Raw genomic sequence first — 24,846 nt, forward strand, 5'->3', positions numbered from 1 at the left:
ATGGGCGACTACGACACCAACGGCAAGGCGCTCCAGCAAGCGATCTGGCTCGACGACCTGCCGGTGGGGGTGCTGGCGGGGACCGCGCTGAACTATGTGCAGCCCGACCATCTGGGAGCGCCACGGGCGGTGATCGACTCGGTGCGCGACGTTGCCATCTGGGCTTGGGACGTCAAGGGCGAGGCCTTCGGCACTACGCCGCCGAATCAGGACCCGGACAACGACGGCACCGCGTTCGTGTTCAATCTGCGGTTCCCGGGCCAGCGGTATGACAGCGCCACGGGGCTCAACCAGAACTATTTCCGGGACTACGACGCTGGCACCGGGCGGTATGCACAAAGTGATTTGATGGGGTTGCAGGGTTCTATCAATACATACGCCTACGCAAATAGCCAGTCGATAATGTTAATTGATCCGTTTGGGCTACAGTCTTCTGCTGTCGTCAATTCTGGGGCAGCTAATGCTGCTAGAGGAGCTTACAATCCAAATGCGTCTGCCAGGATAGATGGGGACATTCCTATTGGTCGCCTATTTGGAAATGGTTCTAGCGACAAGTCCTCTAGTATAGAAAGGCCGTTCGATGAAAGGCTTCTCTCGGCTATATACAATATGTCGCCCCTCGGCATGGCTAGTAAGCTGGAGGGTGCTGTTAGCAAAAGGCTAAACAACGTTTGTGAAAATGGAGAGGACTATTGCCGAGAAGTTAAAGCGCAGTGTTTGGACACTTGTTCCGAAACGGCTCTGCCTTCCCGCGATGATGGTTTTAAGTTTTTTAGGTGTGTCAACAAGTGCATGGCTGACCATGGCTGCGAGGGTTGGTAATGATATCTGACAAGAATGTTGCGGAGCTGATCTGCAATAAAATCCTGGAAGCTAATGCTTCCTTAGATGAGGTCGTTGCTTTGGCACTGGATGGTGCATCTGAGGAAGAGGCAAAAAGAGTTCGCCAAGTGGTAGGGCGCATTTCTGGAGAGCTACTCTTAAGTTTGTTAAACCCTCTTTACAGAGAGCATCCGTCGATCAAGCCTGATGGTTTTTTTCTGCCGGAAGACTACTCAAGCAGTTGATTCAAATATTTGCCTGGGTTGGATATGAAATTTTTTGTTATCAAGTAGTGCTCGGTGTCTTTGTAGTCGATCAATCTGATGCCGCTGTCGTCTATCTGATAAATCCATGAATCGGGATAGGCTAATAAAATTGGTGAGTGTGTTGCAATAATGAATTGCGAATTGGTTTTTAAGAGTTGATGTAGGCGGCTGATTGCAGCTAGCTGTCTCTGAGGAGACAGCGCTGCTTCTGGCTCATCAAGTAAATAAAGGCCGCTGCCAGTAAAGCGATTCATGAGCAATGCGAGAAATGACTCTCCGTGTGACTGGCCGTGGAGACTCATTCCCCCATAAGAGTTGATAATAGGAGGGCCGCCTGGGCCATCGTCTAATCGTTCTATCTCTGTGGCTACGTTAAAAAAGCTTTCTGCGCGGAAAAAATAGCCGTCTTTAGCTTTTCGAATGCCTCTATGAAGGCGAAGATATTCGTGCAGCACCGAATGGGAAGTGTTGGTTTCAAAGTTGAAATTCTTTGTCCCGCCCTCCGGATTAAACCCCCAAGCAATAGCTATTGCTTCCAGGATCGTTGACTTTCCGCTTCCGTTTTCGCCTACCAGGAATGTAACCTTTGGGTGGAGTTCAAGCTTTCTTAAGTCCCTCAGGAATGGCAGTGAAAATGGATATTCATCGAAATTCTTGACTTGGGAGCGCTTTAGCTCGACTGCTAGCAAATAGTGGTTGGCTTCTAAAGACTTCATGGCTGATTTTTATGCGGGGTCAAAATATGTGTAACGTGGTGGGTCGTCACATCATACACAAAATAATATGGAGCGCGCTATTAATGCTGGTGTTGCTGGCGACTATCGGTTTTGTGTTGGTCAACATGGTCGGCTGCTCGGTTGGCGGAAAGGTTATATATGGAAATATGCAGGCGCTTGATCTGGAGTATGTAAAAATGCGAATGATTTACTTGTCACTAATTGGGGGCAAGGAGTGGCTGTGCGCTTCCGAGAGGGCGAGGATCGCGTTTGTTGGGCTTTGAATAAGTTGAACAAAGAAAAGGAAATTTACTCGTTCCCAGCCAACGGATTGATTCCTAACTGCCGCGCTGTTGATAGGCCGAAGGAGAGTGTGCGTCTGGCAGGGGATTTTGAGAAAGTGGCCTATTCAAATTGCAAGAAGTGAAGGCTATGGAGGGCGAGCTTTTAGGTTCGCGTAGGATTTTTCTGATGCCAAGGTCCGTGTTCAACTGATCACGAGTCCTCATTTCCCATGGTGCGCAGAGCGATCTGATCGGGCTAAAGGGTGGCATAAGCACTTGGGCATACGGAACATCCAACCCCTGTATTCCTATGACTAATTCGGTCTTATCTCCCCGGGGCACCATATTTTCCCACAGTCTGTTTGGCGTGGGTTGAATGATCTCTCTCAGGATGTGAAGCAAATTTTTGATAGAGCGGTAGTGAAGCCGGCCACTAGGCATGGCTACAGCAAAGAGCATGCTGCTTACAATCGCATCGCCAGGAAGGCATGGGATGATTTTTGCCAGAAGGCAGGCGCGGATTTGAAGAACATGTCGAGGGATACTGCGCAAGAATTTTTGGATTACTTAGGGCGTAATCCAGAACTGAGTAGGTTCAACAGTCAGGTTCAATCGGGTGAGCCGTTGACAATGCCGGATGAAGCTGCGCCGCTTCCTGAAATGATGGATATGCCCGCTCCGATGGTTGAGCCTGTGGTGGAGCCAGTAGTTGTCGAACCTCTGATTTTTGTGCCATGAGGCATCTATGAAATTCATTAATTCCCCTGGATATGTTGTTGCGGAAGGTTTGAGAAACGCCTCTCATGAGGTCTATATTGGGGGGCGCTGCACCCTGCCCGGGGCGTTGTCGCCCAATACAGGTGCGCCGCTCACTCAGTTTGCAAGAGTCGTCCAATCGAGCGAAGGATTTGCGGTTCCTGGGTTCGATGAGGCGGAGTTGCACTTCCTTTACAGTTGGAAGTGTGACATTCATAGGGGTGACTTTAGCTATAAATACATCAATGGTTCGATCGAGGTGGTCGAATACACGTCCGGAAGTGACGATTACGAAGATTTCCCCTATCCGAACTACCCCGAGGCCTTTGATGAGGTCTCCGTAGGTATTCGTCGTCTTAGTGAAGAGGAAGTGGCTGTTATTGGAAAGCTGAATGCGCCGGATGTTGATCCGGATTACAAGTTTTCTGGGTCGCTTCCCTCGGAGCTTTCTGTGCCGCAGCATCAGTTTGGCGGGGTTCCTTATCTGCTGGATGCAGGGCGTGCGAGGAAGGTCTGTCCTGCGTGTAAAAAAGAGATGACCATCATTGCCTCTGTCGGAAACAAGAATTACTCAACCGATGAGGGGTTTGTGGGAAATGATTTTGTTCAAATCCTATACTTCTCGTGCTCTTTCTGTAAGGTCATTTCGGCTCTGAATTTTTCCGATTGAATTTTGCTCTTGGAAGGTTGCAAATCAAGGCATGCTCAGTGTGTCCAAGTTCTATGGTTCACCAGAAGAAAGATTGAATGCTTGTCTCGATAATGAGATTAAGTTTTCTTTTCACGACTGGCTGTAGTGAGAAAAGCCATGCTTGAAGATTATCGCCATTTGGTTTATACCCATGCTCGTGATGGGCGATGGTATGTCCGCGTGGATAGGGTTTTTGGCGACAGGGTCGACTTTTACACGGAGATAGAAATTCCGTCCGTGGAGTCTGTAGACCAGTGGGAAATTTTTGATAAGCTCGGCGAAACTCTTGGGAAGACTATTTGTATTGATAGCCCGTCAATAAGGAGAGAGTTGAAGATTGATGGCGATTAAGACTTGCGGCTGGGCGGCCTCGAGCACCTTGCGCGCGAACGCGGATGGCACACCGTCTGACCAACGGTCGTGGCCTACGATGAGGTAGGGAATGTCAAAGAGGTGACCGACCCCGACGGCACGTTCGTCACCTACTGTTACGACGATGCCCATCGCTTGACCGACGTGACCGATGGCGCTGGCAACACCATCCACTACACGCTGGATCCGTCGGGCAACCGAGCCAAGGAAGACATCAAGGACGCGTCGGGCAACCTCACGCATACGCTATCGCGTCTCTACAACCGAATTGGCCAGTTGGCGACGCAGGCCACGGCCGAAGCCGATCCGAGCGACTTCAGCTACGACGCCACCGGCAATCGGCTCAGCGCCCAGGTCAACGGCGCCACCCAGGCCTACACCTATCCAACCAACAACCACCGCCTGGCGAGCGTGGCTGGCGCAGCGCGCAGCTACGATGCCGCGGGCAACACCACGGCTATCGATGGCACGGCCCGCACCTTCGCCTACGACGCGACGGGGCGCATGAGCCAAGCCACGCGCAATGGCACGTTGGCGATGGAGTATCGCTACAACGAGCGGGGCGAGCAGGTGCGCCGGTTCCTCGGCGCCACCAACACCACACCGTCTACGACGAAGCCGGCCATTGTATGGGCGACTACGACACCAACGGCAAGGCGCTCCAGCAAGCGATCTGGCTCGACGACCTGCCGGTGGGGGTGCTGGCGGGGACCGCGCTGAACTATGTGCAGCCCGACCATCTGGGAGCGCCGCGGGCGGTGATCGACTCGGTGCGCGACGTTGCCATCTGGACTTGGGACATCAAGGGCGAGGCCTTCGGCAACACGCAGCCGAATCAAGATCCGGATAACGATGGCACCGCGTTCGTGTTCGGGATGCGTTTCACGGGGCAGCGCTACGACAGCGCCACGGGGCTCAACCAGAACTATTTCCGCGACTACGACGCTGGCGCTGGCCGGTATGGGCAGAGTGATCCAGTAGGCTTGGGAGGCGGGCTCAATACTTATGCCTATTCGGAATCCAGTCCCTTTGCTAATAGTGATCCGTATGGACTAACTATCGTTGTTCCGCCGTGGTGGTCCATATCTTCGCCGAAGCCCGCTTTGACGCCTCGCCCAATAACGGCCCCTATTGATCCGGCTATTCCGGTTCCAGGCACTTCACCCAATGACCCCTTGGGTGAATATTGCCAAAGCCTTGCGAGAAGAATTGAAAACACCAAGAAGGAGATCTATGAAAAGAGATATCTAGATCTTGGTAAGGATCCTAATCCTCTCCCTTGGCGTATAGGGCCAGGAGAGAAGTTGAGAGATACTATTCGAGGACATGAGAAGCTGCTGAATAGAAGGCTAAGGGAGTTGAGGCAGCTTGAGGACGAATATGACCAGAAGTGTCGTATAGTCGCGTGCACTTAGATTCCAATTTGGATGGGTTGAAAGTGGCTAAGAAAACAGAATTTCAGCGGGCTGCGGGCAAGCTCATCTCTGCCATTCAAAAGGAGTGGGGCGAAGAGCTTGGTGAGAAAAATGCTGATTTCTCGGAAGATGTTATGAATGCTGCGCACGACATCCTGCAATGCAGAAGCTCTGAAAAATTGAGAGACATGTTAGGTGGGAAGAACGTTAGACAGCATCTGGGGGATGTTTGGGTGCAGCGGCATCCCAGCGTGAAGCCCGCCATTGCGGAACTAGAACGAGTCGTTGCCGCTGACTTGGGGGCATAACAGGCGTGGGGTTTTCTGACACTGCGATCGTAAGCTCCCCTATCTGGCAGACACCGCATAAGTAGATTCTGGCATCTTTCCCCAGCCAGGAGGTTCCATGCGCACATCCAAATTCACCGAGTCTCGTATCGTTGCCACACTCAAGCAGGGCTGACGCCGGGTTACCGGTCAAAGACATCTGCCGCCAGGTCGGCAGCAGCACGGCGATGTATTACCAGTGGAAGAGCAAGTACGGCGGCTTGGAGGCTTCCGAGCTGCGGCGGTTCAGGAGTTCGAGGCCGAGAACGCCAATCTTAAACGGATGTACGCCGAGCTGGTCCTGGACAACATTGCGATGAAGGGTTTGATCGCAAAAAACTCTAGGGCCGGCGCGCAAGCAAGAGGCCGTGCGGTACATGGTGCAGGTGCACGGGTGGCCGTTGCGTCGGTCCTGTGTTTGTGTCGGACTGTCCAGAGCGACGTGGAACGCGCCGCCGTTGGGCTGGACGGGGCGTGATGCCGAATTGATCGCGGCATCGCCGGCTTCGTCGAGGCCCACCCCAGCCACGGCTTCTGGATGTGTAGCGATCAGCTGCGAAAGACACATGTGGACTGGAACCCCAAGCGGATCTATCGCGTGTACAAAGCCATGAAACTCAACCTGCGTCGCGCCGCCAAGCGGCGCTTGCCCAAGCGAGGACGCGTTGCGCTCTACATCCCGCATTGCCGGACAGGTTCTCGTCGTGGACTTCATGAGCGATGCCCCTGGCCTATGGTCGGTGCGGCAAGGCGCTCCAGCAGGCGATCTGGTTCGACGGCTTGCCAGGGGGCGGGCTGGTGGGCACGACGCTGGACTACGTGCAGCCCGACCAATGGGGACGCCACCATGGATTGTCGCCAAAAAAAGGACGGCTTGCTATGAGGCGGCAAATACCAGTTATCGTCAATGTATGGGGTATGAGTGATGATGGCCAATCGTGGTGAACTGATCGCAGAAAGAGCTCTTCTGTTTTCTGGAGCCTCTGGCTCAGATTTGAAAGAGTTAAAGGTGCAAATTTTTTCTCCAACTTTCGCCGATTTGACAGGTCTAAATGCAAAATTGGATCAAGGTGCTGCTATTTGCGTCGTAAGGTTTTTGGGGTCGCTGAGCCGGATGTGGAGATACATGGCATAGATGGCGTTCATGCGTTGAGTCAGGCCGCTGACGTGGACTCGCTACTGAAGGTGGTTGCCAAGAAGAATGGTTATCAGCTCTTCTGGACTTCTGGCGAGCCCTATTTCGAAGACTGATTAGCTCGCGAAACGGCTTAATATATTGGATGTAAATGTATAAAGCCGACGGAAGGCCTCGCATTCGAGGCCTTTTCTTTGGCTCAATTGAGGTTGCTGCCTTCGAGAAACCGGCCATGGAGTATCGCTACAGCGACCGCGACTAGCAGGTGCGCCGCTTACTCGGCACCACCAACACTTGCACTGCCTGCGATGAAGCCGGCCATTCGTTCGAGCATTTCTGAGCTGCCTACACGGCAGTGAACTCAAAAGCTTGCGTCACCTCGATCATCTCTGCTTTCTGAGCTGCCTGTTTCTCGGCGCACGGCGCTCACCGAAGGCGCTATCGCCATGCCTTTCGTCACTGGTCCGCCGAGCCGCCAAGCGCGCACTGTCGCACTGGCACATCCCGTGCCGCCTTCGTTCACCAGAGGTGCCCCATGACCCCCACCGATCCGCATGCCACCCGCCTGCAGCGCGCCGCGCGCTGGACCCGCAAGGAACTGTTGCCGATGGTGGTGATGCTGTTGCTGCTCACCGCCGCACGGTCGTCCTTTGCCAATCACTACGTGGTGCCCTCCGGCTCGATGCAGCCGACCCTGCAGCCAGGCGATCGTGTTGCCGTGGACATGAGCGCTTACGGTCTGCGCGTGCCGTTCACCGAGTACCGCGTGTTCGAGCGCGGCCGGCCGCAGCGCGGTGACGTGGCAGTGTTCGATTCCCCGCGCGATGGCACGCGCCTGATCAAGCGCGTGGTCGCGGTGGCGGGCGATCGTGTGGACGTGCGCGATGGCCATCTCTCCATCAATGGCCAGCCGCTGCAGGTGGGCGCCGCGGGCGATGCGGAGCGCTTCGGCGCCCGCATCGCGCGGCTCGACCTCGATGCGGGCGGCGGTCCGGACCTGCACGACGTGCGCGTGCCGCCCGGCAAGCTGCTGGTCATGGGTGACCATCGCGGCGACAGTTTCGACGGCCGCTACTTCGGCTTCGTCGATGCGGACAGCGTCTATGGCAAGGCGCTGGCGGTGTTCTACCGTCGCGGTGAGGGCTTTGAGTGGGCGCGGCTGTAGGGCATCGCTCGCAACGACGGGACGTGATCCGTAGGAGCGGCTTCAGCCGCGACGGGCTTTACCGGTAAGGCCTGTCGCGGCTGAAGCCGCTCCTACAAGGGGGCAACCTGGTTCTGCTGGGACATGGCGAGTGCAGGCCTTCAGTCGGCGAGCAGGAGCTGCTGCCGGTGGTGCGCTCAGAACGTCACGCCCGCCAGCGTGCACGCCACCTCCCACAGCCGCGCGGCCACCTGCGGATCGCGTGCCTGCCGGGCGATCCTGGCCGGGGCCGGGTCGCCTTTCAGTTCGAACAGGCCATCCGGCCCGTAGTACGCGCCACCCCGCACCTGTGGCGAGGTCGCGGCGTAGAGCGTGGGGAGTGCCCCGGCCGCGGCGGAATGGCTGATCAACGGGGCCAGCCATTTGGTCGCCGTGCCCACCACGCTGCGGCGCCCGTCTGCGTCCGGGCCATTGGCGACCAGCGCGGTCTGCGCGATGCCGGGATGCGCGGCCACTGCGCACAGGCCCCAGCCGCGCGCGTCGCTGCGCCGCTGCAATTCCAGCGCAAACATCAGCATCGCCAGCTTGGATTGCCCGTAGGCCTTCCACGGCCGGTACGGGCGTTCGCTCTGCAGGTCGTCGAAGTCGATGCGGCCTTGGCGGTGCGCCAGGCTCGACAGGTTCACCACGCGTGCGGCCGGCGCGGCGCGCAGCAGCGGCAGCAACTGTGCGGTCAGCGCGAAATGGCCGATGTAGTTGCTGCCGAACTGCAGCTCCAGGCCGTCGGCGGTGGTCTGCCGCTGCGGCGGCGCCATCACCCCGGCGTTGTTGATCAGCAGGTCCAGCCGCGAGGAGCGCGCCGCGATGCGCTCGGCGAAGGCGGCCACCGAGACCAGCTTCGCCAGGTCCAGCGCTTCCACGCGTACGTCGGCCGCCGGATGCGCGGCCAGGATCGCCTGCCGCGCGGTCTCGCCCTTGGCCGGGTTGCGGGCGGCCAGCACTACGCTGGCGCCCGCGCCGGCCAGCGCCAGCGCAGTTTCGTAGCCCAGTCCGCCGGGGCTGGCGCCGGTCACGATCGCGAGCTTGTCGCGCTGCGACGGCAGGTCGGCCAGGGTCCAGCGGCTCACGGCGCCACCGCCTGCGCCAGCGCACGCCACCAACGCTCTCCAGTGGCCGGCTGCGTCAGGTCGACGCGCTCGCCCATCCGCGGCGTGGCCAGCGCCACGCCGGCGGCGTCGGCCAATGCCGCGAGGCGTTCGAAGGGTTCGTGCCAGGCGTGCATGGCCAGGTCGAAGGTGCCGTTATGGATCGGCAGCAGCGTGCGTCCGCGGATGTCCCGATGCGCCTGCAGGGTCTGTTCCGGCTGCATGTGCACGTGCGGCCACTCCACGTCGTAGGCGCCGTTTTCGATCAGCGCCACATCGAAGGGACCCAGTCGCTCGCCGATCGCCTTGAAGCCATCGGAGTAGCCGCCGTCGCCGCTGAAGAACAGCTTCAGTTCCTGCGTCTCGATCGCCCACGAGCACCACAGCCGGCGCCCGCGGTCGAACATCCCGCGCCCGGAAAAGTGTTGCGCCGGGGTGGCGGTCAGCGTCACGCCGTCCACCGTGGTCGACTGCCACCAATCCAGTTGCCGCACCTTGTCCGCAGCCACGCCCCAGCGCATCAGCAGGTCGCCCACGCCCAGCGGGGTCACGAACGTCCCGACGCGCTCGGCCAGGCGGCGGATGCTGGCGCGGTCCAGGTGGTCGTAGTGATCATGCGAGAGGATCACCCCGGCGATCGGCGGCAACGCGTCCAGCGCGATCGGCGGTGCGTGGAAGCGCCGTGGGCCGGCGAACGGAAACGGCGAGGCGCGTTCGGAAAACACCGGGTCGGTCAGCCAGAAGCGTTCGCGCAGCTTGAGCAGCACGGTGGAGTGACCGAGCCGGTACAGACTGCGGTCGGGCGCCGCCAGCAGTTGCGCGGCGGTCAGCGGCAGCACCGGCAGCGGCTGCGCTGGCACCGCCTCGGGCGACTTGCGGGTCAGCAGATGCCACATGATCCGCAGGGTCCCGGCCAGACCGGGAATGCCGCTGGTGCCCGGGGTGGCGTTGCGGAAGCGGCCATGGCGGTACTGCGGCGAGCCCAGATGCGAGGGCGGGACACGGGACAGCGGGGGAGCGGACGCAGACATTGCAGCAATCCTTGAAAGGTGATCCGGCAAGATAATTACACTACACAGTGTAGTTTCCTTTTCGTGAAAGTAAACCGTCCAGTGTAACATCCGTCCATGGTTTCTCCTTCCACGCCCACCCCGGCACGGCTGACCGAACGCAAGCGCCAGGCGATCGTGGAGGCGGCGATCGCCGAGTTCCGTGGCCATGGCTTCGAGGCCACCAGCATGGACCGCATCGCGGCCAGCGCCGGCGTGTCCAAGCGCACCGTCTACAACCATTTCCCCAGCAAGGAAGCGCTGTTCGACGAGATCCTGGTGCAGCTATGGCAGCGCAGCCTGGACACGGTCGGCGTGCCCTACAACCCGCAGCAGCCGCTGCGCGCGCAACTGCTGCAGTTGCTGCAGCAGAAGCTGCAGATGTTCGACGATCCCGCCTTCGTCGGCCTGTCGCGGATGGCGATCGCCGAAGGCATGCGTGCGCCCGAGCGTGCGCGCGAGTTGACCGCGCGCCTGGGCAGCAAGGAGGAGGGCACCCTGGTCTGGTTGCGCGCGGCCCTGGCCGATGGCCGGCTCAAGCCGTTGCAGCCCGAGTTCGCCGCGCAGCAACTGCATGCGCTGATCAAGGGCTTCGCCTTCTGGCCGCAGCTGACCATGGGCCAGCCGCCGCTCAGTCCCGCGCAACAGGCCGAGGTCGCCGCGTCGGCGACCGACATGTTCCTCGGGCATTACGCGCGGGATCCGGGTTAGCGAGAGTGCGTGGGTGTGCCCGCGCAGCACGGTTCTCTACATTCCGAGCGTGCATAAGGAGCGATGCAATGAGATACACGGAACAGCAGATCATCGGAGACCTCGGCGAACTCGCGGTCGCGCGCGCCTTCATCCGGTACTTCCGCTGGCCGTGCCGGCGCCAGACCGTCGATCTGGGCGTGGATGCCGAAGTCGAGATCACCGACGACGATTTGAACGCCACTGGCAAGATCATCAAAGTCCAGGTCAAGGCCAGCATGAGCCCATTCGTGGATGGGAAGAACACGGTCTATCTCGAGACGCGCCATGTCGATTATTGGAAGGACTTTTCCGTGCCGGTGCTGCTGTGCGCGGTGAGCGTGGCGACCGACGAGGTGCTTTGGAAAGTGATCGCCTCCGATCGCGACTATGCGACGGGCCAGGGCGGCGCCAAGGTCGAATTCGATCGGGTCGCCGACGCCTTGTCGCCGGCGTCTCGCCACGCCATCGAGCGGATCGCGGTCGAAGGCGGCGACATGATCATGCAGATCCTGGGGATCGCCGAAACGTCGATCGTGACGATGCTCGATAACGCCGGCAACCCCAGCCTCTCGCTGGACAATACCGCACAGGTCGAGCGCCATGAGTTGAATAGGAGCATCCTGAGCATGGCCTATGAGCTTCTTCGGCTGACCGGCAGACGCCCACGCGCTGGCGCCAACGCCCGCCTGGCATCGCTGCAGCGCCTATGGAATGCGATTGATCTGGAACTGGACAGGCAAAACAAAGACCAGTTCTATTGAGCGGACAGCGCCACGCAAGCAGCTGCCTCGTGTCGACAGGTGGAAGGACGCAGCACCTGCTCTCGCTGTACGTTGCTGGCTGGCCTTGCGCACCCCGCCAGTGCGCGCGTGTAGGGCATCGTCCAGACCAGGATCAGCCCTCGCACCACACCGCCAGCTCGTGGCCGTCGCGGTCGGCGAAGTGGAAGCGGCGTCCGCCCGGGAACGCGAACACAGGGCGCACGATTCGGCCGCCGGCCGCTTCGATGCGGGCCTGGGTGGCGGCGAGATCGTTGGAGTACAGCACCACCAGGGCACCGCCGGGTTGCGCGGTGCCGTGGAAGAAACCGCCGCTCAGGCGGCCGTCGCGGAACTCGCAGTAGTCCGGGCCGTAGTCCTGGAAGGTCCAGTCGAAGGCCTGGCCGTAGAAGGCCTTGGCCGCATCGATCGAGGCGACGGCGAATTCCAGGTAGTCGATGCGGTGATGCTGTTCGGCGCGGGACATGGGCGGCTCCTGTGGATGGGGCGCCAGTATCCCGCGCCGCGAAGCGCTCGGCTTGGCGAAAACGGCCACCGCGGCGGCGACTGCGTTCGACACGCGTAGCGGGAGGTGTCCCGGGCGCATGACACGCCGCGGCGCCCGCTGTACGTTCTTGGCGAATCCTCCAGGAGTCGCAGCATGGACATGTAAGCGTTGGCGCGGCAGATCTTCGACGCGCAGCCCTTCAGCCGACTGATCGGCGCGAGGCTGAGCGTGCTCGGCGACGCGCAGGCGGAGATCGTGGTCGACATGCGCGACGACCGCGTCAGCAGCACGGATTCGCGCATGGTGGCGTGCTGAGCTATCTCGCCGACAACGCCCTGACTTTCGCTGGCGGCTTGGCACTGGGCGGCGATGCGCTCACCGCCGAGTTCAAGATCAACTATTTGCGGCCGGCGCGCGGCACACGGCTGATCGCGCGTGCGCAGTCGATCGGCAAGGGCAAACGCCAGGCGGTATGCCGCTGCGACATCGTCTCGGTCGAGGAAGGCGGTGAAGGTCTGTGTGCAGTCGCGCAGGGCACCATCGTCACCGCGCGCTGAGCGCTCTGTTCTCGGCTGCGTGCTGCGCGCCGCCTTGGCGCGGCTGAGACGGTCGTGCCACACGCGGCGTTCGCGGTTACGGGCTGGCGCGGTACGCGAGCGGCGACGAACGCGCGGCGCAGTGCGCTCACTTCGGCGGCAACGTGCGCACGAACGCGATCGCCTCGCGTAGCAGGCGCGCGGCGAGCGCGTCGTCGGCAAAGGTCTCCGGCGCGACCCGGACCCAGCCGGCCATCGCTCGGCCGCGCGACAGCATCGGCACGATTCCGGGCAGCGCCAATGCCCACGCGTCGTGACCCTTGCCGAGTCGCACCAGCACGCCATCATCGCGCGCGCCGCACAGCAGATGGCCGTGCAGCAGCCAGGCCCAGCCACCGAACATCGGCTTCTCGGTCAGATCGCGCTGCGCACCGAGCGTGTCGCGCAGCATGTGTTCCAAGCCTGCATCTCTGCCCATGTGCCACCCAGGTCTTCGCACTTGGCGGCACGGTAGCAAACGGCGCAAGACGACAGCCTGCGCTCGATGCAGCGCGGCGCTGGCGCCGGCATGCAGGCAGGCGGTTTTCGCCGTAATCCAAGCGAATGCAGGTGCGCGCGTAGGCGCGGTTCCTGGCCACTTTTTCGTGATCAGCCGCGATGGGTGTTATTGGGAATGCCTGTCGCGGCTGAAGCCGCTCCCACAGGTGCGGCACCAGCCTTGTCGGAGGACTGCACTGTGGGAGGGACTTCAGTCCCGACGACGGAGGGTGTCAGTCGGCGTTCGGCTTCGCTTGTCGCGGCTGCATGACAGGTGACTCCTACAGGGGGCGACAGCGCGCGTTTGTCGCGATCGGCGGCGCATTGCCGTTGCAGACGCTGTCAGCGCGCGTGCCGCTGCACCAGCTCGCGTGGGCTGAGCCCGGTCAGTTGCCGGCTGTCGCGCACCAGGTGCGGCGCATCGCCGTAGCCGGCCTCGAGTGCCGCCGCAGTCAGGCTGGGATGCCGGTGGGCCAGGCCCAGGAAGCGTTGCAGGCGCAGGATGCGCTCGAGGGTCTTGGCGCCGTAGCCGAAGGCGTCGTGGCTGCGCCGCCGCAGCGTGCGTTCGCTGACGCCCAGCATGCGGGGCAGCGCGGCCAGGCGCGGTGGCGTGTCGCCGGCGAGTTGTGCGAACAACCAGGCCATCTCGCGGTCGGCCTGCAGCGGGCGGCTGGCGCACAGTGCGTGCAGGGCCGCCAGCGGGTCGGCGGCCTCTTCCAGGCGCGCCTGCCAGTGACGGCCGCGTCTGCCCCACAGCGCGTCCAGCGGTATGCGCTGGTCGGCGATGGCCTGCAGCGACAGGCCGAGCAGGCTGGGCCCGGCGCCCGCAGCCAGCCGCACCGCCGTCAGCACGCTGCCCGGCGCCACTGTGGCGTCGGTGGCGCAGTGGTCCGGCCCGGCCACGAACAGCGCGCGACCGTCCCAGATCAGATCGACGCAGCCGTCGGGCAGCACCTGCGTCGCGGCGGTCTCGGCTTCGCCCTGGCGGAAACGCCAACTGCAGCGCAGGCGGTCGCGCAACGCCGGTGGTGCGTCGCATTCGGCGTAGCGGGAGGGCAGGGGCATGCGGTGCCGGTAGGGCGACGGGTCCGGCCGCCACGGTAGCAGGCTGGAACCGTCGCCTGGGCGCTGCCGCGCCGTCGCGCCAGCGCCGGCGCAGGCAAATCAGGCAGCGACGGCCGGCGGCGCCAGGTGCGCGACGAACCAGTCGCGCGCGGCGCCGCTGGAGGCGTCGAATTGCGCGACGTACGGCACGAAGTGGCCGCCGCGCAGCATCAGCAGCCGCTTCGGTTCCAGCGCCTGCGCATAGGCCTGCAGTTGGAAGTCGGTGCCGGAGATGTAGTCGCGGTCGGCGACGATCATCAGCAGCGGGGTCGGGCTGATCGCGGCGGCGAAACTCGCCGGCTCGTAGCCGCGGCTCCATTCCGCCGAGCGCAGCGTGGTCCAGTTGTGCCAGTTCGGTGCGATCGCGGCGGCGCCCTCGAAGAACGCGCGCGCGTCGTCGCTGGGAAAGATCGCGTCGGCGGCGCCGACCACGGCCTTGCGCGCGGGCTCGGCGCCGCGCAGCACCGCCAGGCGGTCGGCGGCGAACGCCGCCTGCAGTGCGTCGGCCCGTTCGTAGCTGCCGCGGCGCAGCCCGTTGCGGTAGCCGGCCAGGCCCGGCACCTGCGCGACCACCGCCTTGACCCGCCGGTCGGTGGCGGCCACCTGCATGGCGTGCGCGCCGCTGTAGCTGGTGCCCCACAGGCCGATGCGGGTGGGGTCGATGCCGTCCAGGCTGCCGGCGAAGGTGATCGCGTGACGGCAGTCCTCGATCTGGCGCCACGGATCGATCTCCTGCCGCGGCGTGCCGTCGCTGTCGCCGAAGCCGCGGTGGTCGTACGCCAGCACGGCCAGGCCGGCGGCGGCGAACACCTCGGCGTAGCGATCCAGGTACGCCTCTTTGACCAGCGACCAGCCGTGCGCCATCACCACGATCGGCGCCGGGGTGGCCGCGGCCGGACGATACAGCCAGCCGCGCAGGGTGGTGCCGTCGGCGGCGAAGGCGATGTCGGTGCGGGAGACGGTGTGCATGGGGAACTCCTCGGAGACGGCCGCGCAGCGGCGGCGGGGCGCTCACCATGCGCGCGCACCCGCGCAATCCGGCTTTGCGTAAACTGCAACGATGGACGATTTCCAGCGCTTGTTCGGCCAGTTGCAAGTGTTCCTGGACGTGGTCGAGGCCGGCAGCCTGTCCGCCGCGGCGCGTCATCGCGGTGTGGCCGTGTCCTCGCTCAGCCGCGGGCTGGATGCGCTGGAACAGGCGCTGGGCGCGCAGTTGCTGGTCCGCTCCACCCGCAGCCTGGCCCTCACCGAAGCCGGACGCGTCCTGCAGGGGCGTGCCGCCGAACTGCTCGGTGGCCTCGCCGAGACCCGCGCGGAACTGGCGCAACTGCAGGGGGAAGTCGTGGGCACGTTGCGGCTGAGCTGCCTGCCGTCGTTCGGCCGCACGCAACTGATGCCGTTGCTGGCGGACTTGGTGCGCCGGCACCCGCAATTGCACGTCGATCTGGACCTGGTGGAACGGTTCGACATCCCGCTGCGCCGGCGCCTGGATGCGGTGATCCGGCTCGGTCCGGACCCGGCGCCAGCCGGCGCGCTGCGGCTGGCGCCGTTGCGGCGGGTGGTCTGCGCCAGTCCCGCCTACCTGCATGGCGCCGGGCCGGTCGAGCGCTTGCCGGCACTGGCGACGCACGCGCTGCTCGACAAACGCCACGACGACACGGTCATCAGCTGGCGGCATGTGCTCGGCGCGGACGCGGCGCTGCCGCCGCGGCGATTGCGTTGCGACGACCTGGAAACCCTGCGCCTGGCCGCGCTGGATGGGCTGGGCGTGGCCTGCCTGCCGACCTGGCTGGTCGGGGAGGATCTGCGCCGGCATCGCCTGCGCGCGCTGTTCCACGAGGCGGCGCTGCCGTCTGGGCCGCAACAGTGGTTGTGGCTGGTGCCGAGCCAGTCGCCGCTGCCGGCACGGGTGGCGCGCCTGGCGCAGTTGCTGCGGCAGGCGATCGGGCAACCGCCGCACTGGGATCGCCTGGGCTGACCCGCGTGAGAAGCCCGGAAGCGCGTGCCACTGCGCTCAGCGCTCCGACGGCCCGCTCTCGTCGTAGCCGCGCGGGGTGAACAGGTCCGGCTGGATCAGTTCGATGAAGGCACGTGCCTGCGGCGACAGGTACTTGCCCTTGCGCACCACCACGCCATAGCTGCGCGCCGGGAAGTAATCGCCCAGGGCGCGGGTAGCCAGGCGCGCATGGTCGGCGTCGGTGAGGCAGATCGAACTGACGATGGACACGCCCATGCCCATCGCCACGTATTGCTTGATCACCTCCCAACCGCCGACTTCCAGTGCCACGGTGTAGGGCACGCGCGCCTGCTGGAATACCAGGTCGACCAGGCGGTAGGTGACCTGGCGCCGCGGCGGCAGGATCAGCGGGTAGGGCGACAGATCCTCCAGGGTCAGCTTGGGCTTGCGGGCCAATGCGTGGTCGCGCGGGGCGATCAGCAATTGCTCGAAGCGGTACACCGGGGCGTAGCTGAGGTCGGCCGGCACGTCGAGCATCGAGCCGACCGCCAGGTCCACCGCGTCCTCGCGCAGCAGGTCGGTGCCGTCGGCGCTGATCGCGTTGTGCAGGGTCAGCCGCACCTGCGGATGGCGGGCACGGAAGGCCTCCACGATCTTGGGCAGCAGATAGAGGATGGTGGAGCTGTTGGCGGCGACGTTGAGCTCGCCGGCATCCAGCCCGCGCGCCTTCTCGCGGAAGTCCGCCTCCAGCCGGTCCAGGCTCTCCACCAGCGGCTGCGCCATCTCGTACAGCAACTGGCCCTCGCGGCTGGGCACCAGGCGGCGGCCACTGCGCTCGAACAGCACCACGCCCAGCTCCCGTTCCAGCGCCTGCAACTGCAGGGTCACCGCCGGCTGGCTGACGAACAAGGCTTCTGCCGCCCGTGATACCGCACCCAGCCGCACCGTCTGGCAAAACGCGCGCAGCGGTTTCAACCGGTCGGATTTATAAGGAAATCGAGGGGTTGCAGTGCTGCCCGTGGCCATGACGTGATAGATATAAGTCTTGCTTATATAAAGCATTGACAAAACTGCTTTGTCAAATACATGCGCTAGAAGCACGGTGGAGCCCCGGAAACATCGAGGAATCCCCACATGTCCGCCCCCGCTTTCGCCGCCGCTCCCGACCCATCCACGCGTTCCACGCCGGGCATTGCCCTGACCACGTCGCTGGCCGGCCAGGACGCCTTGCTGCCACCGCCGCTGCTGGCCCTGCTGGTGTCGCTGCACCGGGCGATCGAGCCGGAGCGGCAGGCGCGACTGGCGGCGCGGCGCGAGCGCCAGGCGTTCTTCGACGCCGGCGGCCTGCCGGACTTCCGTGACGACACCCGCGCCATCCGCGACGGCGACTGGCAGGTGGCGCCGCTGCCGGAGGCGCTGCAGGACCGCCGGGTCGAGATCACCGGCCCGACCGATCCGAAGATGGTCATCAACGCGCTGAACTCCGGCGCCAAGGTGTACATGGCCGACTTCGAGGACTCGACCGCGCCGACCTGGCGCAACCTGGTCGCCGGCCAGCGCGCGCTGGCCGAGGCGGTGGCCGGTACCCTGACCTTCACCGCGCCGGCCGCGCGCGACGGCAGCCCGGGCAAGCGCTATGCGCTGCGCCCCTACGAGGAACAGGCGGTGCTGATCGTGCGCCCGCGCGGCTGGCACCTGGACGAGAAGCACGTGCTGGTCGACGGCCAGCCGCTGGCCGGCGGCCTGTTCGACGCGGCGCTGTTCGCCTTCCACAACGGCCGCGCGCTGCAGGCCAAGGACCGCGGCCCGTACCTGTACCTGCCCAAGCTGCAGTCGATGGAGGAAGCGGCGCTGTGGGAGACCGCGCTGGCCCACGTCGAGGACATGCTCGGCCTGCCGCAGGGCCAGATCAAGGTCACCGTGCTGATCGAGACGCTGCCGGCGGTGTTCGAGATGGACGAGATCCTGCACGCGCTGCGCGGCCGCATCGTCGGCCTGAATTGCGGCCGCTGGGACTACATCTTTTCCTACCTGAAGACCTTCCGCCGGCATCCGGACCGGGTGCTGCCCGAACGCGGCCAGGTGACGATGACCCAGCCGTTCCTGAAGGCGTATTCGGAACTGCTGATCCGCACCTGCCACCGCCGCGGCGCGCATGCGATGGGCGGCATGGCCGCGCAGATCCCGATCAGCCACGACGAGGCGGCCAACGAACAGGCGATGGCGCGGGTGCGCGCGGACAAGCTGCGCGAAGTCACCGCCGGCCACGACGGCACCTGGGTGGCGCACCCGGCGCTGATCCCGATCGCCCGGTCGGTGTTCGACGAGCACATGCGCACGCCGAACCAGCACGCGGTGCGCCGCGAGGACGTGCAGGCCGACCGCGACACGCTGATCGCCCCGTCCGCCGGCACCATCACTCGCGCCGGCTTCGAGGGCAACATCGAAGTGTGCGTGCGCTACCTGGCGGCGTGGCTGGACGGCAACGGCTGTGTGCCGATCCACCACCTGATGGAGGACGCCGCCACCGCCGAGATCAGCCGTAGCCAGCTGTGGCAGTGGCTGCACGTGGGCGGCCTGCACCTGGACGACGGCACCGCCATCGACTTCGCCCTGTTCGACGCCTGCCTGCGGCAGCTGCCGGCGCGACTGGGCGAGCGCGCGCTGCTGCCGGGCGGTGCGCGCGTCGATGAGGCCATCGCCTTGCTCGACCGCCTGACCCGCGACGAAGAGCTGGCCGATTTTCTGACCTTGCCGGCCTATCAGTTGATTGATTGAGGTGAAGCCGGGAGTGGGGATTCGGGAATGGGGAATCGTGCAAGCGATGTCCTTGCGTCGGATCCCTTCCATGCCGGCCAAGCCTTAAATCCGACACTCCCACCGTTTCATCGCTGCATCCATTTTCGAGGAGAACGCCAGATGAGCACCACGCTGCAGACCGCCGAACAGATCCAGCGCGACTGGGACACCGATCCGCGCTGGGCCGGGATCACCCGCAACTACACCGCCGCCGACGTGGTGCGCCTGCGCGGCACGGTGCACGTGGAGCATTCCCTGGCCCGGCTCGGCGCCGAGAAGCTGTGGAAGTACCTGCACGAGAAGGACTTCGTCAACGCGCTGGGCGCGCTGACCGGCAACCAGGCGATGCAGCAGGTCAAGGCCGGGCTCAACGCCATCTACCTGTCCGGCTGGCAGGTCGCCGCCGACGCCAACCTGGCTGGGCAGATGTATCCCGACCAGTCGCTGTACCCGGCCGACTCGGTGCCGGCGGTGGTCAAGCGCATCAACAACACCCTGCTGCGCGCCGACCAGTTGCACCATGCCGAAGGCAAGGACGAGATCGACTTCCTGCAGCCGATCGTGGCCGACGCCGAGGCCGGCTTCGGCGGCGTGCTCAACGCCTTCGAGCTGATGAAGGCGATGATCGAGGCCGGTGCGGCCGGCGTGCACTTCGAGGACCAGCTGGCCTCGGTGAAGAAGTGCGGGCACATGGGCGGCAAGGTGCTGGTGCCGACCCGCGAGGCGATCGAGAAGTTGAACGCCGCGCGCCTGGCCGCCGACGTCATGGGCGTGCCGACCCTGCTGGTGGCGCGCACCGATGCCGAGGCCGCCGACCTGGTGACCAGCGACATCGATCCCAACGATCGTCCGTTCACCACCGGCGAGCGCACCGTCGAAGGCTTCTTCCGCACCAACAAGGGCCTGGACCAGGCGATCAGCCGCGGCCTGGCCTATGCGCCCTACGCCGACCTGATCTGGTGCGAGACCGGCAAGCCGGACCTGGAGTTCGCGCGCAAGTTCGCTGAGGCCATCCACGCCAAGTTCCCCGGCAAGCTGCTGGCCTACAACTGCTCGCCCAGCTTCAACTGGAAGAAGAACCTGGACGACGCCACCATCGCCAAGTTCCAGCGCGAGATCGCCAGTTACGGCTACAAGTTCCAGTTCATCACCCTGGCCGGCTTCCATGCGCTGAATTACTCGATGTTCAACCTGGCGCACGGCTATGCGCGCCGGCAGATGAGCGCCTTCGTCGAGTTGCAGGAGGCCGAGTTCGCCGCCGCCGACCGCGGCTTCACCGCGGTCAAGCACCAGCGCGAGGTCGGCACCGGCTACTTCGACGCGGTGACCCAGGCGATCCAGCAGGGCCAGTCCTCGACCACCGCGTTGACCGGGTCGACCGAGGAAGAGCAGTTCCACGGCGAGAAAGCGGCCTGACCTGCAGCCAGACGCTCACGACTCGCCCCTCCCTGGCAGGAGGTGGGAAGCCCGGGTTCGCCCGGGCTTTTTTTTTGCGGCGCGCTGGCGCCGGCGGCGAAGCTGTCTACCGTGTGCGACAGCTGGCCGCGGCGTCTCTTTGGCGACGAGATTGGCTGTGAAACGTATCGTGAGCATCACGTGTAGGTGCTATGCTCCCCAGCCAGGGGCCAGCGACGTCACATGAGGGGGCCGGATGAGCTGCGACAGCGCCGCATCCACCGCACGCGGCACAATTTCCAACGCTGCGGTCGCTCCGAAGCCGAACGAGCTGGCGGTGCTGACGGCCGCGGAATTGCGCCTGTTTTCCGAGTTCGGGCGCGCCCGCACGGTGCGCGCCGGCGATGTGCTGTTCCGCCGCGGCGACGGCGGCAGCGCCATGTTCGTGATCACCAGCGGCGTGATCGATCTGGATTTCGGCGAGGACCTGGTGGTCAAGCACCTGGGCCACGGCGAGTTCTTCGGCGAGCTGGGTCTGTTGATCGGCAACCACATGCGTAGCGCCGACGCGCTCGCCGCCAGCGATGGCGCCCTGGTGGAACTGGACCACGACGACTTCCAGCGCCTGGTCGACCGCGACCCGGGCGTGGTCGCCTACTTCCTGCGCCGTACCATCATGCGCGTGGTGATGAACGAGCAGACCCTGATCCGCCAGCTGCGCCGACGCAACCGCGATCTGGAGGCGGCGCTGGACAACCTCTACGCCACCACCCACCAGCTCACCCAGACCGAAGAGCTGGTGCGCACCGACGAACTCACCGGCCTGCACAACCGCCGTGGGCTGATCCTGCGCCTGCAGGAGTGCCGCCGCGACGGCCGTTCGCCCGGTCCGGGCCTGCTGCTGATCGACTGCGACCGCTTCAAGCACATCAACGACGCCCACGGCCACCTGGTCGGCGACCGCGTGCTGCAGAACGTCGCCAACATCCTGCGCTCGGTCGCCGGGCCGGACGACATCGCCTGCCGCCTGGGCGGCGACGAGTTCTGCCTGCTGGTTGCCGCCGGCACGGTCGAGGATCTGCGCCGCATCGGCGAATTCGTGCTCGCCACCGTGCAGAACCTGCTGGGCGTGCCGCACCCGGCGCCGCACATCTGCCCGGTCAGCATCGGCATCAGCCGGGTCGACCCGCATTCGGACTGGAACGACTGGTACGCCAACGCCGATGCGGCGCTGTACGAAGCCAAGCGTCAGGGCGGCAATCGCCTGTACTGGCACGACCTCGCCTCCGCCAACTGCTGAGCCACCGCGCCCCCGCCGAGCCGCCGCCATGACCGACGTCCCCGCACCGCCACCCGAGGTCCCGCAACTCCGCACCCTGCTGCTGACCGACCTGTGCGACTCGGTGGCGCTGGTGGAAAAACTCGGCGACGCCAAGGCGGCCGAACTGTTCAAGCAGCACGACTCGCTGGTGCTGGAGTTGCAGCAACGTTGGCGTGGCCGCCTGATCGACCGCTCCGACGGCCTGCTGCTGCTGTTCGAACGGCCCATCGACGGCCTCGGCTTCGCCCTGGACTACAGCCGCGGCCTGCACGCCCTGGGCGCGGCGCGCGCGCTGGAGCTGAAGGTGCGCGCTGGCCTGCACGTCGGCGAGGTGCTGACCTGGCGCAACAGCGACGCCGCGGTGCAGGTGGGCGCCAAGCCGCTGGAAGTGGAAGGCCTGGCCAAGCCGACCGCGGCGCGGCTGATGACCCTGGCCCGGCCCGGACAGATCCTGCTCTCGGCGGTGGCCGAGTCGCTGACCCACCGCGCCGCGCGCGAACTGGGCGAGCGCGGCGAGCGCCTGCTGTGGAAATCGCACGGCCGCTGGCGCTTCAAGGGCATGCCCACCGCGCAGGAGATCTACGAAGTCGGCGAGATCGGCCACACCCCCCTGCGCGCGCCCAAGCCCACGCCCAAGGCCTGGCGCGACATCCCGCTGTGGCGCCGGCCGGCGGCGCTGGCGGCGGAAGCGGCGCTGATCGCCGCGTTCGCGCTCGGCGCCTGGTTCGTCACCCGCCCGCAGCCGGCCATCGCCTTCGCCGAGCGCGATTGGGTGGTGGTGGGGGATCTGCGCAATCTCACCGGCGATGTCGCCCTGGACGACTCGCTGCAGCAGGCCTTCCGTATCAGCCTGGAACAGTCGCGCTATGTCAACGTGCTCAGCGATTTGAAAGTGCGCGATACGCTGACGCGGATGCGCCGCGACCCAGAGCACACGCCGTTGGATCGCGCCATAGCTTCGGAGATCGCGCAGCGCGACGGTGCGCGCGCCGTGCTGCTGGCCACCGTCTCGGAGGTCGGGGGACGGGTGCGGGTGAGTGCGGAAGTGGTCGATCCGCGGACGCAGGCGACCGTCTATGCCGAGTCCCACGACGGCCGCGGAGCCGGCTCGGTGCTAGCCTCGATCGATTCGGTGACCGCATCGCTGCGCGAGCAATTGGGCGAAGGCGAAGAGATCATCAGAAAGAATTCGCCGCCGCTGCCGAGCGTCACCACCAGCAGCCTCGATGCTCTGAAGGCTTACGCCATCGCGGTGAAGTACTTCACCCGGCGCGACTTCCGGACCGCCGATCAGTACTTCGCCAAGGCGGCGGAGATCGACAAGGATTTCGCGCTCGCCTACATGGGGTCGATGCGGGTCGAGATCTCCACCGCCAACAATCGCGCGGCGCTGCAGTATCTGGCCAAGGCCATGGCCTTGCGCGACCACCTTTCCGAACGCGATGCGCTGTACTTGGATGCATGGGCGAGCGAACTCGGCCCGCACCCGTGGCGGCAGGCCAAGCAGAAGTGGAAGATGCTGTCGGAACTGTATCCGGACTACTACGCCGGCGCGGCGCAGTTCGCCTGGGACGAGTTCACCGAAGGCAATTACGCTTCCGCCGCGCATAGCGTGCAGAAGTTCGCGGTGCCGCAGAATCCACTGCGCGACGTGGCGGTGGAACTGCAGGGCCGCATCTACCTGGCGCAGGGCCGGTATGGCGACGCGCTGAACGCCTTCAAGCAGGCCGAGGAACTTGGTGGCTATCCGGCGACCCGGCGCCATGCTGCGGCGTTCGCGGCGATGAAAGACTATCCGGCGGCTGGCAGGATCATGGCGGCGCTGGCGGCGTCGGGAACGGCGCTGACCGACTACTTCGAACAGATCTCCATTCCGCTGGACCAGGGACGTTTGCACGATGCCGCCGCTGCCGCGCAGGCGGCCGTGGCGGCGTCGGCGGATGCCGAGCCAGTGATCCGTTATCCGCTGCAGATCGCGCAGCAGGCGGTCGCCTTCGTTACCGATCCGCGCACGGTGGACAGGGCGTTGTTGGCGCGAATCGCCGGCGAAGCGTTGGAGCGCGCGGTCCACGGTGACGCCGGCGATCGCGACGACCTGATCATCGTCGCGATGTCGGCGATCCGCTTGGCGCAGCGCAGCGGCGACCGAACGCTGTACGACCTGCACGCTGCGCAGCTCGCGTCCCTGGTCGCGGAGTCGGGCTTTCCGCCCATGACCAAGCTGCTGTCCTTGCTGCAGGCGCAACAGCTCGTCGACAGCGGAAATCCCACGCGTGCGGTCGCTCTGTTACGCGAACAGATCGATGGCCGGGAGCCGTACCAGCTCCATGTCAGCCTGCGTGACGCCTTGCTCGCGGCCGGCGAGAAGAAACAGGCCATCGCCGAAAACGACTGGCTGGTCGCGCGTCGCGGCCTGGCGTACATCGAGCCGACCGGCGGACTGGTGCTGCAATCGATGAATGTCGCCGACGCGAACCTGGCGGTGCTGAGTACCACGGAAATCCTGGCCAGCCTTGGCGAGGCCGACCAGGCACGGCAGAAGGCGGAAACCTTCCGACGCGCCTGGGCCGGGCAAGCGCTACCGAACTATCTGGCGGTCAGGCTGGCGACGACGGAACCCGCCTCGAAACAGTGAACGACCGTGTGCGTACCCTCGGCGGTGAGGTAGGCCAGCAGCAATTCCAGGGCTTCCTGGATTTCTTCCTTGCTCGCCAGGTCCGACGTGCACAGGCAGGTCGGCTCCTCCAGCGCGGCAGCGGCGCGTTGCTCGGAAAGGCCGAGGCTACGCAGCGCCGCGCCCGGATCCTGCGCGAACAGCGCGCGGAAGTCGTCGTCGGTGGACAGAAGCGTGAGCAATTGCTGGGCGGTGGCGAGATCGAAGGGCGGATGCCCCTGCGGCTGATCGGTCATGATGTGGTCCCCTGTTGCGATAGCGGTGGACATGCGATGCACGCATGGTGGAGGTGCGGTTACCACGGGTGCTCGCAGGAGCGACCGGGGCCGCGACGGTATCCTAGCAGTCCGGCATCTCTCCAACGTGGCAAATCGATGCAGCGCTTCCACACCGCGGAAACGAGG

26 protein-coding genes and 2 pseudogenes are annotated in these 24,846 nt (G+C 64.4%); 19 read left to right on the plus strand and 9 right to left on the minus strand.

Features of this window, described 5'->3' with window-relative positions:
• The coding region (locus GGR64_RS20970) for an RHS repeat-associated core domain-containing protein (RefSeq protein WP_260303525.1) at positions 1 to 822 on the plus strand (822 nt) is incomplete at its 5' end.
• Positions 822 to 1,067 (plus strand): hypothetical protein, encoded by a 246-nt coding sequence (locus tag GGR64_RS20365; RefSeq protein ID WP_184648105.1) that lies wholly within the window; start codon positions 822 to 824, stop codon positions 1,065 to 1,067. The genes GGR64_RS20970 and GGR64_RS20365, both read left to right, overlap by 1 nt.
• On the opposite strand, the gene GGR64_RS20370 is transcribed toward GGR64_RS20365, so the two are convergent.
• Positions 1,052 to 1,804 carry an AAA family ATPase gene (locus GGR64_RS20370; protein WP_184648107.1) on the minus strand — a complete coding sequence of 251 codons (753 nt, stop codon included), beginning with the start codon at positions 1,802 to 1,804 and terminating at the stop codon, positions 1,052 to 1,054. The genes GGR64_RS20365 and GGR64_RS20370 overlap by 16 nt on opposite strands.
• Positions 1,805 to 1,887: 83 nt before the next feature.
• On the opposite strand from GGR64_RS20370, the gene GGR64_RS20375 reads away from it, so the two are divergent.
• The 8 genes and pseudogenes from GGR64_RS20375 to lepB all read left to right on the plus strand — a co-directional run bounded on the left by GGR64_RS20375 (position 1,888) and on the right by lepB (position 7,948).
• Positions 1,888 to 2,088 (plus strand): hypothetical protein, encoded by a 201-nt coding sequence (locus GGR64_RS20375; protein WP_184648109.1) that lies wholly within the window; start codon positions 1,888 to 1,890, stop codon positions 2,086 to 2,088.
• 372 nt (positions 2,089 to 2,460) lie between these two features.
• The gene (locus tag GGR64_RS20380; protein ID WP_184648111.1) at positions 2,461 to 2,826 is read left to right on the plus strand and encodes a hypothetical protein; all 366 of its coding nucleotides are present in this window, start codon (positions 2,461 to 2,463) and stop codon (positions 2,824 to 2,826) included.
• Between the two features lie 7 nt (positions 2,827 to 2,833).
• On the plus strand, positions 2,834 to 3,514 hold the full coding sequence (locus GGR64_RS20385) for a hypothetical protein (RefSeq protein WP_184648113.1): 681 nt from the start codon (positions 2,834 to 2,836) through the stop codon (positions 3,512 to 3,514).
• A 138-nt stretch (positions 3,515 to 3,652) separates the two neighbouring features.
• A complete protein-coding gene (locus tag GGR64_RS20390; RefSeq protein ID WP_184648115.1) occupies positions 3,653 to 3,886 on the plus strand; it encodes a hypothetical protein in 234 nt (77 codons plus the stop codon).
• 87 nt (positions 3,887 to 3,973) lie between these two features.
• Positions 3,974 to 5,322: pseudogene (locus GGR64_RS20395) on the plus strand (RHS repeat-associated core domain-containing protein); the annotation flags it as partial.
• On the plus strand, positions 5,313 to 5,630 hold the full coding sequence (locus tag GGR64_RS20400) for a hypothetical protein (protein ID WP_184648117.1): 318 nt from the start codon (positions 5,313 to 5,315) through the stop codon (positions 5,628 to 5,630). The pseudogene GGR64_RS20395 and the gene GGR64_RS20400, both read left to right, overlap by 10 nt.
• Before the next feature lie 97 nt (positions 5,631 to 5,727).
• Positions 5,728 to 6,373: pseudogene (locus tag GGR64_RS20405) on the plus strand (transposase); the annotation flags it as partial.
• Positions 6,374 to 7,318: 945 nt separating this feature from the next.
• Positions 7,319 to 7,948, plus strand: a complete 630-nt coding sequence (gene lepB / locus GGR64_RS20410) for a signal peptidase I (RefSeq protein ID WP_184648119.1) — start codon at positions 7,319 to 7,321, stop codon at positions 7,946 to 7,948.
• 176 nt (positions 7,949 to 8,124) lie between these two features.
• Here the strand turns inward: lepB and GGR64_RS20415 are convergent, their stop codons facing one another.
• Positions 8,125 to 9,054, minus strand: coding sequence for an oxidoreductase (locus GGR64_RS20415; protein WP_184648121.1), 930 nt, complete (start codon positions 9,052 to 9,054; stop codon positions 8,125 to 8,127).
• Positions 9,051 to 10,103 (minus strand): MBL fold metallo-hydrolase, encoded by a 1,053-nt coding sequence (locus GGR64_RS20420; RefSeq protein WP_184648123.1) that lies wholly within the window; start codon positions 10,101 to 10,103, stop codon positions 9,051 to 9,053. The genes GGR64_RS20415 and GGR64_RS20420 overlap by 4 nt, the downstream gene beginning before the upstream one ends.
• 96 nt (positions 10,104 to 10,199) lie before the next feature.
• On the opposite strand from GGR64_RS20420, the gene GGR64_RS20425 reads away from it, so the two are divergent.
• Both GGR64_RS20425 and GGR64_RS20430 read left to right on the plus strand, forming a co-directional pair.
• Entirely contained in the window at positions 10,200 to 10,832 is a 633-nt protein-coding gene (locus tag GGR64_RS20425; protein WP_184648125.1) for a TetR/AcrR family transcriptional regulator, read from the plus strand.
• A gap of 68 nt (positions 10,833 to 10,900) precedes the next feature.
• The gene (locus GGR64_RS20430; RefSeq protein ID WP_184648127.1) at positions 10,901 to 11,614 is read left to right on the plus strand and encodes a DUF4365 domain-containing protein; all 714 of its coding nucleotides are present in this window, start codon (positions 10,901 to 10,903) and stop codon (positions 11,612 to 11,614) included.
• Positions 11,615 to 11,747: 133 nt separating this feature from the next.
• On the opposite strand, the gene GGR64_RS20435 is transcribed toward GGR64_RS20430, so the two are convergent.
• Entirely contained in the window at positions 11,748 to 12,098 is a 351-nt protein-coding gene (locus GGR64_RS20435) for a VOC family protein (RefSeq protein ID WP_160964602.1), read from the minus strand.
• 189 nt (positions 12,099 to 12,287) lie between these two features.
• On the opposite strand from GGR64_RS20435, the gene GGR64_RS20750 reads away from it, so the two are divergent.
• Positions 12,288 to 12,434 carry a hypothetical protein gene (locus GGR64_RS20750; protein ID WP_202394529.1) on the plus strand — a complete coding sequence of 49 codons (147 nt, stop codon included), beginning with the start codon at positions 12,288 to 12,290 and terminating at the stop codon, positions 12,432 to 12,434.
• Positions 12,428 to 12,676, plus strand: a complete 249-nt coding sequence (locus tag GGR64_RS20755; protein ID WP_202394528.1) for a PaaI family thioesterase — start codon at positions 12,428 to 12,430, stop codon at positions 12,674 to 12,676. The genes GGR64_RS20750 and GGR64_RS20755 overlap by 7 nt, the downstream gene beginning before the upstream one ends.
• A gap of 127 nt (positions 12,677 to 12,803) precedes the next feature.
• On the opposite strand, the gene GGR64_RS20445 is transcribed toward GGR64_RS20755, so the two are convergent.
• The 3 genes from GGR64_RS20445 to GGR64_RS20455 form a co-directional block, all read right to left on the minus strand.
• A complete protein-coding gene (locus tag GGR64_RS20445; protein ID WP_260303529.1) occupies positions 12,804 to 13,106 on the minus strand; it encodes a TfoX/Sxy family protein in 303 nt (100 codons plus the stop codon).
• A gap of 428 nt (positions 13,107 to 13,534) precedes the next feature.
• Positions 13,535 to 14,257, minus strand: coding sequence for a helix-turn-helix domain-containing protein (locus GGR64_RS20450; RefSeq protein WP_184648129.1), 723 nt, complete (start codon positions 14,255 to 14,257; stop codon positions 13,535 to 13,537).
• Between the two features lie 99 nt (positions 14,258 to 14,356).
• Positions 14,357 to 15,265, minus strand: a complete 909-nt coding sequence (locus tag GGR64_RS20455; protein ID WP_184648131.1) for an alpha/beta fold hydrolase — start codon at positions 15,263 to 15,265, stop codon at positions 14,357 to 14,359.
• 91 nt (positions 15,266 to 15,356) lie between these two features.
• On the opposite strand from GGR64_RS20455, the gene GGR64_RS20460 reads away from it, so the two are divergent.
• A complete protein-coding gene (locus GGR64_RS20460) occupies positions 15,357 to 16,274 on the plus strand; it encodes a LysR family transcriptional regulator (RefSeq protein WP_184648133.1) in 918 nt (305 codons plus the stop codon).
• Between the two features lie 36 nt (positions 16,275 to 16,310).
• On the opposite strand, the gene GGR64_RS20465 is transcribed toward GGR64_RS20460, so the two are convergent.
• Entirely contained in the window at positions 16,311 to 17,279 is a 969-nt protein-coding gene (locus GGR64_RS20465) for a LysR family transcriptional regulator (protein ID WP_184449850.1), read from the minus strand.
• Between the two features lie 108 nt (positions 17,280 to 17,387).
• On the opposite strand from GGR64_RS20465, the gene aceB reads away from it, so the two are divergent.
• From aceB to GGR64_RS20485, 4 genes are all read left to right on the plus strand, one after another.
• Positions 17,388 to 19,031: a malate synthase A gene (gene aceB, locus GGR64_RS20470; protein ID WP_184648135.1), complete on the plus strand. Its 1,644-nt coding sequence runs from the start codon at positions 17,388 to 17,390 to the stop codon at positions 19,029 to 19,031.
• 141 nt (positions 19,032 to 19,172) lie between these two features.
• Complete coding sequence (aceA, locus tag GGR64_RS20475) at positions 19,173 to 20,468, plus strand: isocitrate lyase (RefSeq protein ID WP_160961298.1); 1,296 nt, start codon at positions 19,173 to 19,175, stop codon at positions 20,466 to 20,468.
• A gap of 235 nt (positions 20,469 to 20,703) precedes the next feature.
• Entirely contained in the window at positions 20,704 to 21,747 is a 1,044-nt protein-coding gene (locus GGR64_RS20480; protein ID WP_160964592.1) for a GGDEF domain-containing protein, read from the plus strand.
• A 28-nt stretch (positions 21,748 to 21,775) separates the two neighbouring features.
• Positions 21,776 to 24,403, plus strand: a complete 2,628-nt coding sequence (locus tag GGR64_RS20485) for a putative peptide modification system cyclase (RefSeq protein ID WP_184648137.1) — start codon at positions 21,776 to 21,778, stop codon at positions 24,401 to 24,403.
• Here GGR64_RS20485 and GGR64_RS20490 read toward each other — a convergent pair.
• On the minus strand, positions 24,355 to 24,678 hold the full coding sequence (locus GGR64_RS20490) for an NHLP-related RiPP peptide (protein WP_255421793.1): 324 nt from the start codon (positions 24,676 to 24,678) through the stop codon (positions 24,355 to 24,357). The genes GGR64_RS20485 and GGR64_RS20490 overlap by 49 nt on opposite strands.
• Positions 24,679 to 24,846 lie beyond the last annotated feature (168 nt).

The sequence above is a fragment of the Xanthomonas sp. 3307 genome, assembly GCF_014199735.1.
Classification (GTDB): domain Bacteria; phylum Pseudomonadota; class Gammaproteobacteria; order Xanthomonadales; family Xanthomonadaceae; genus Xanthomonas_A; species Xanthomonas_A rydalmerensis.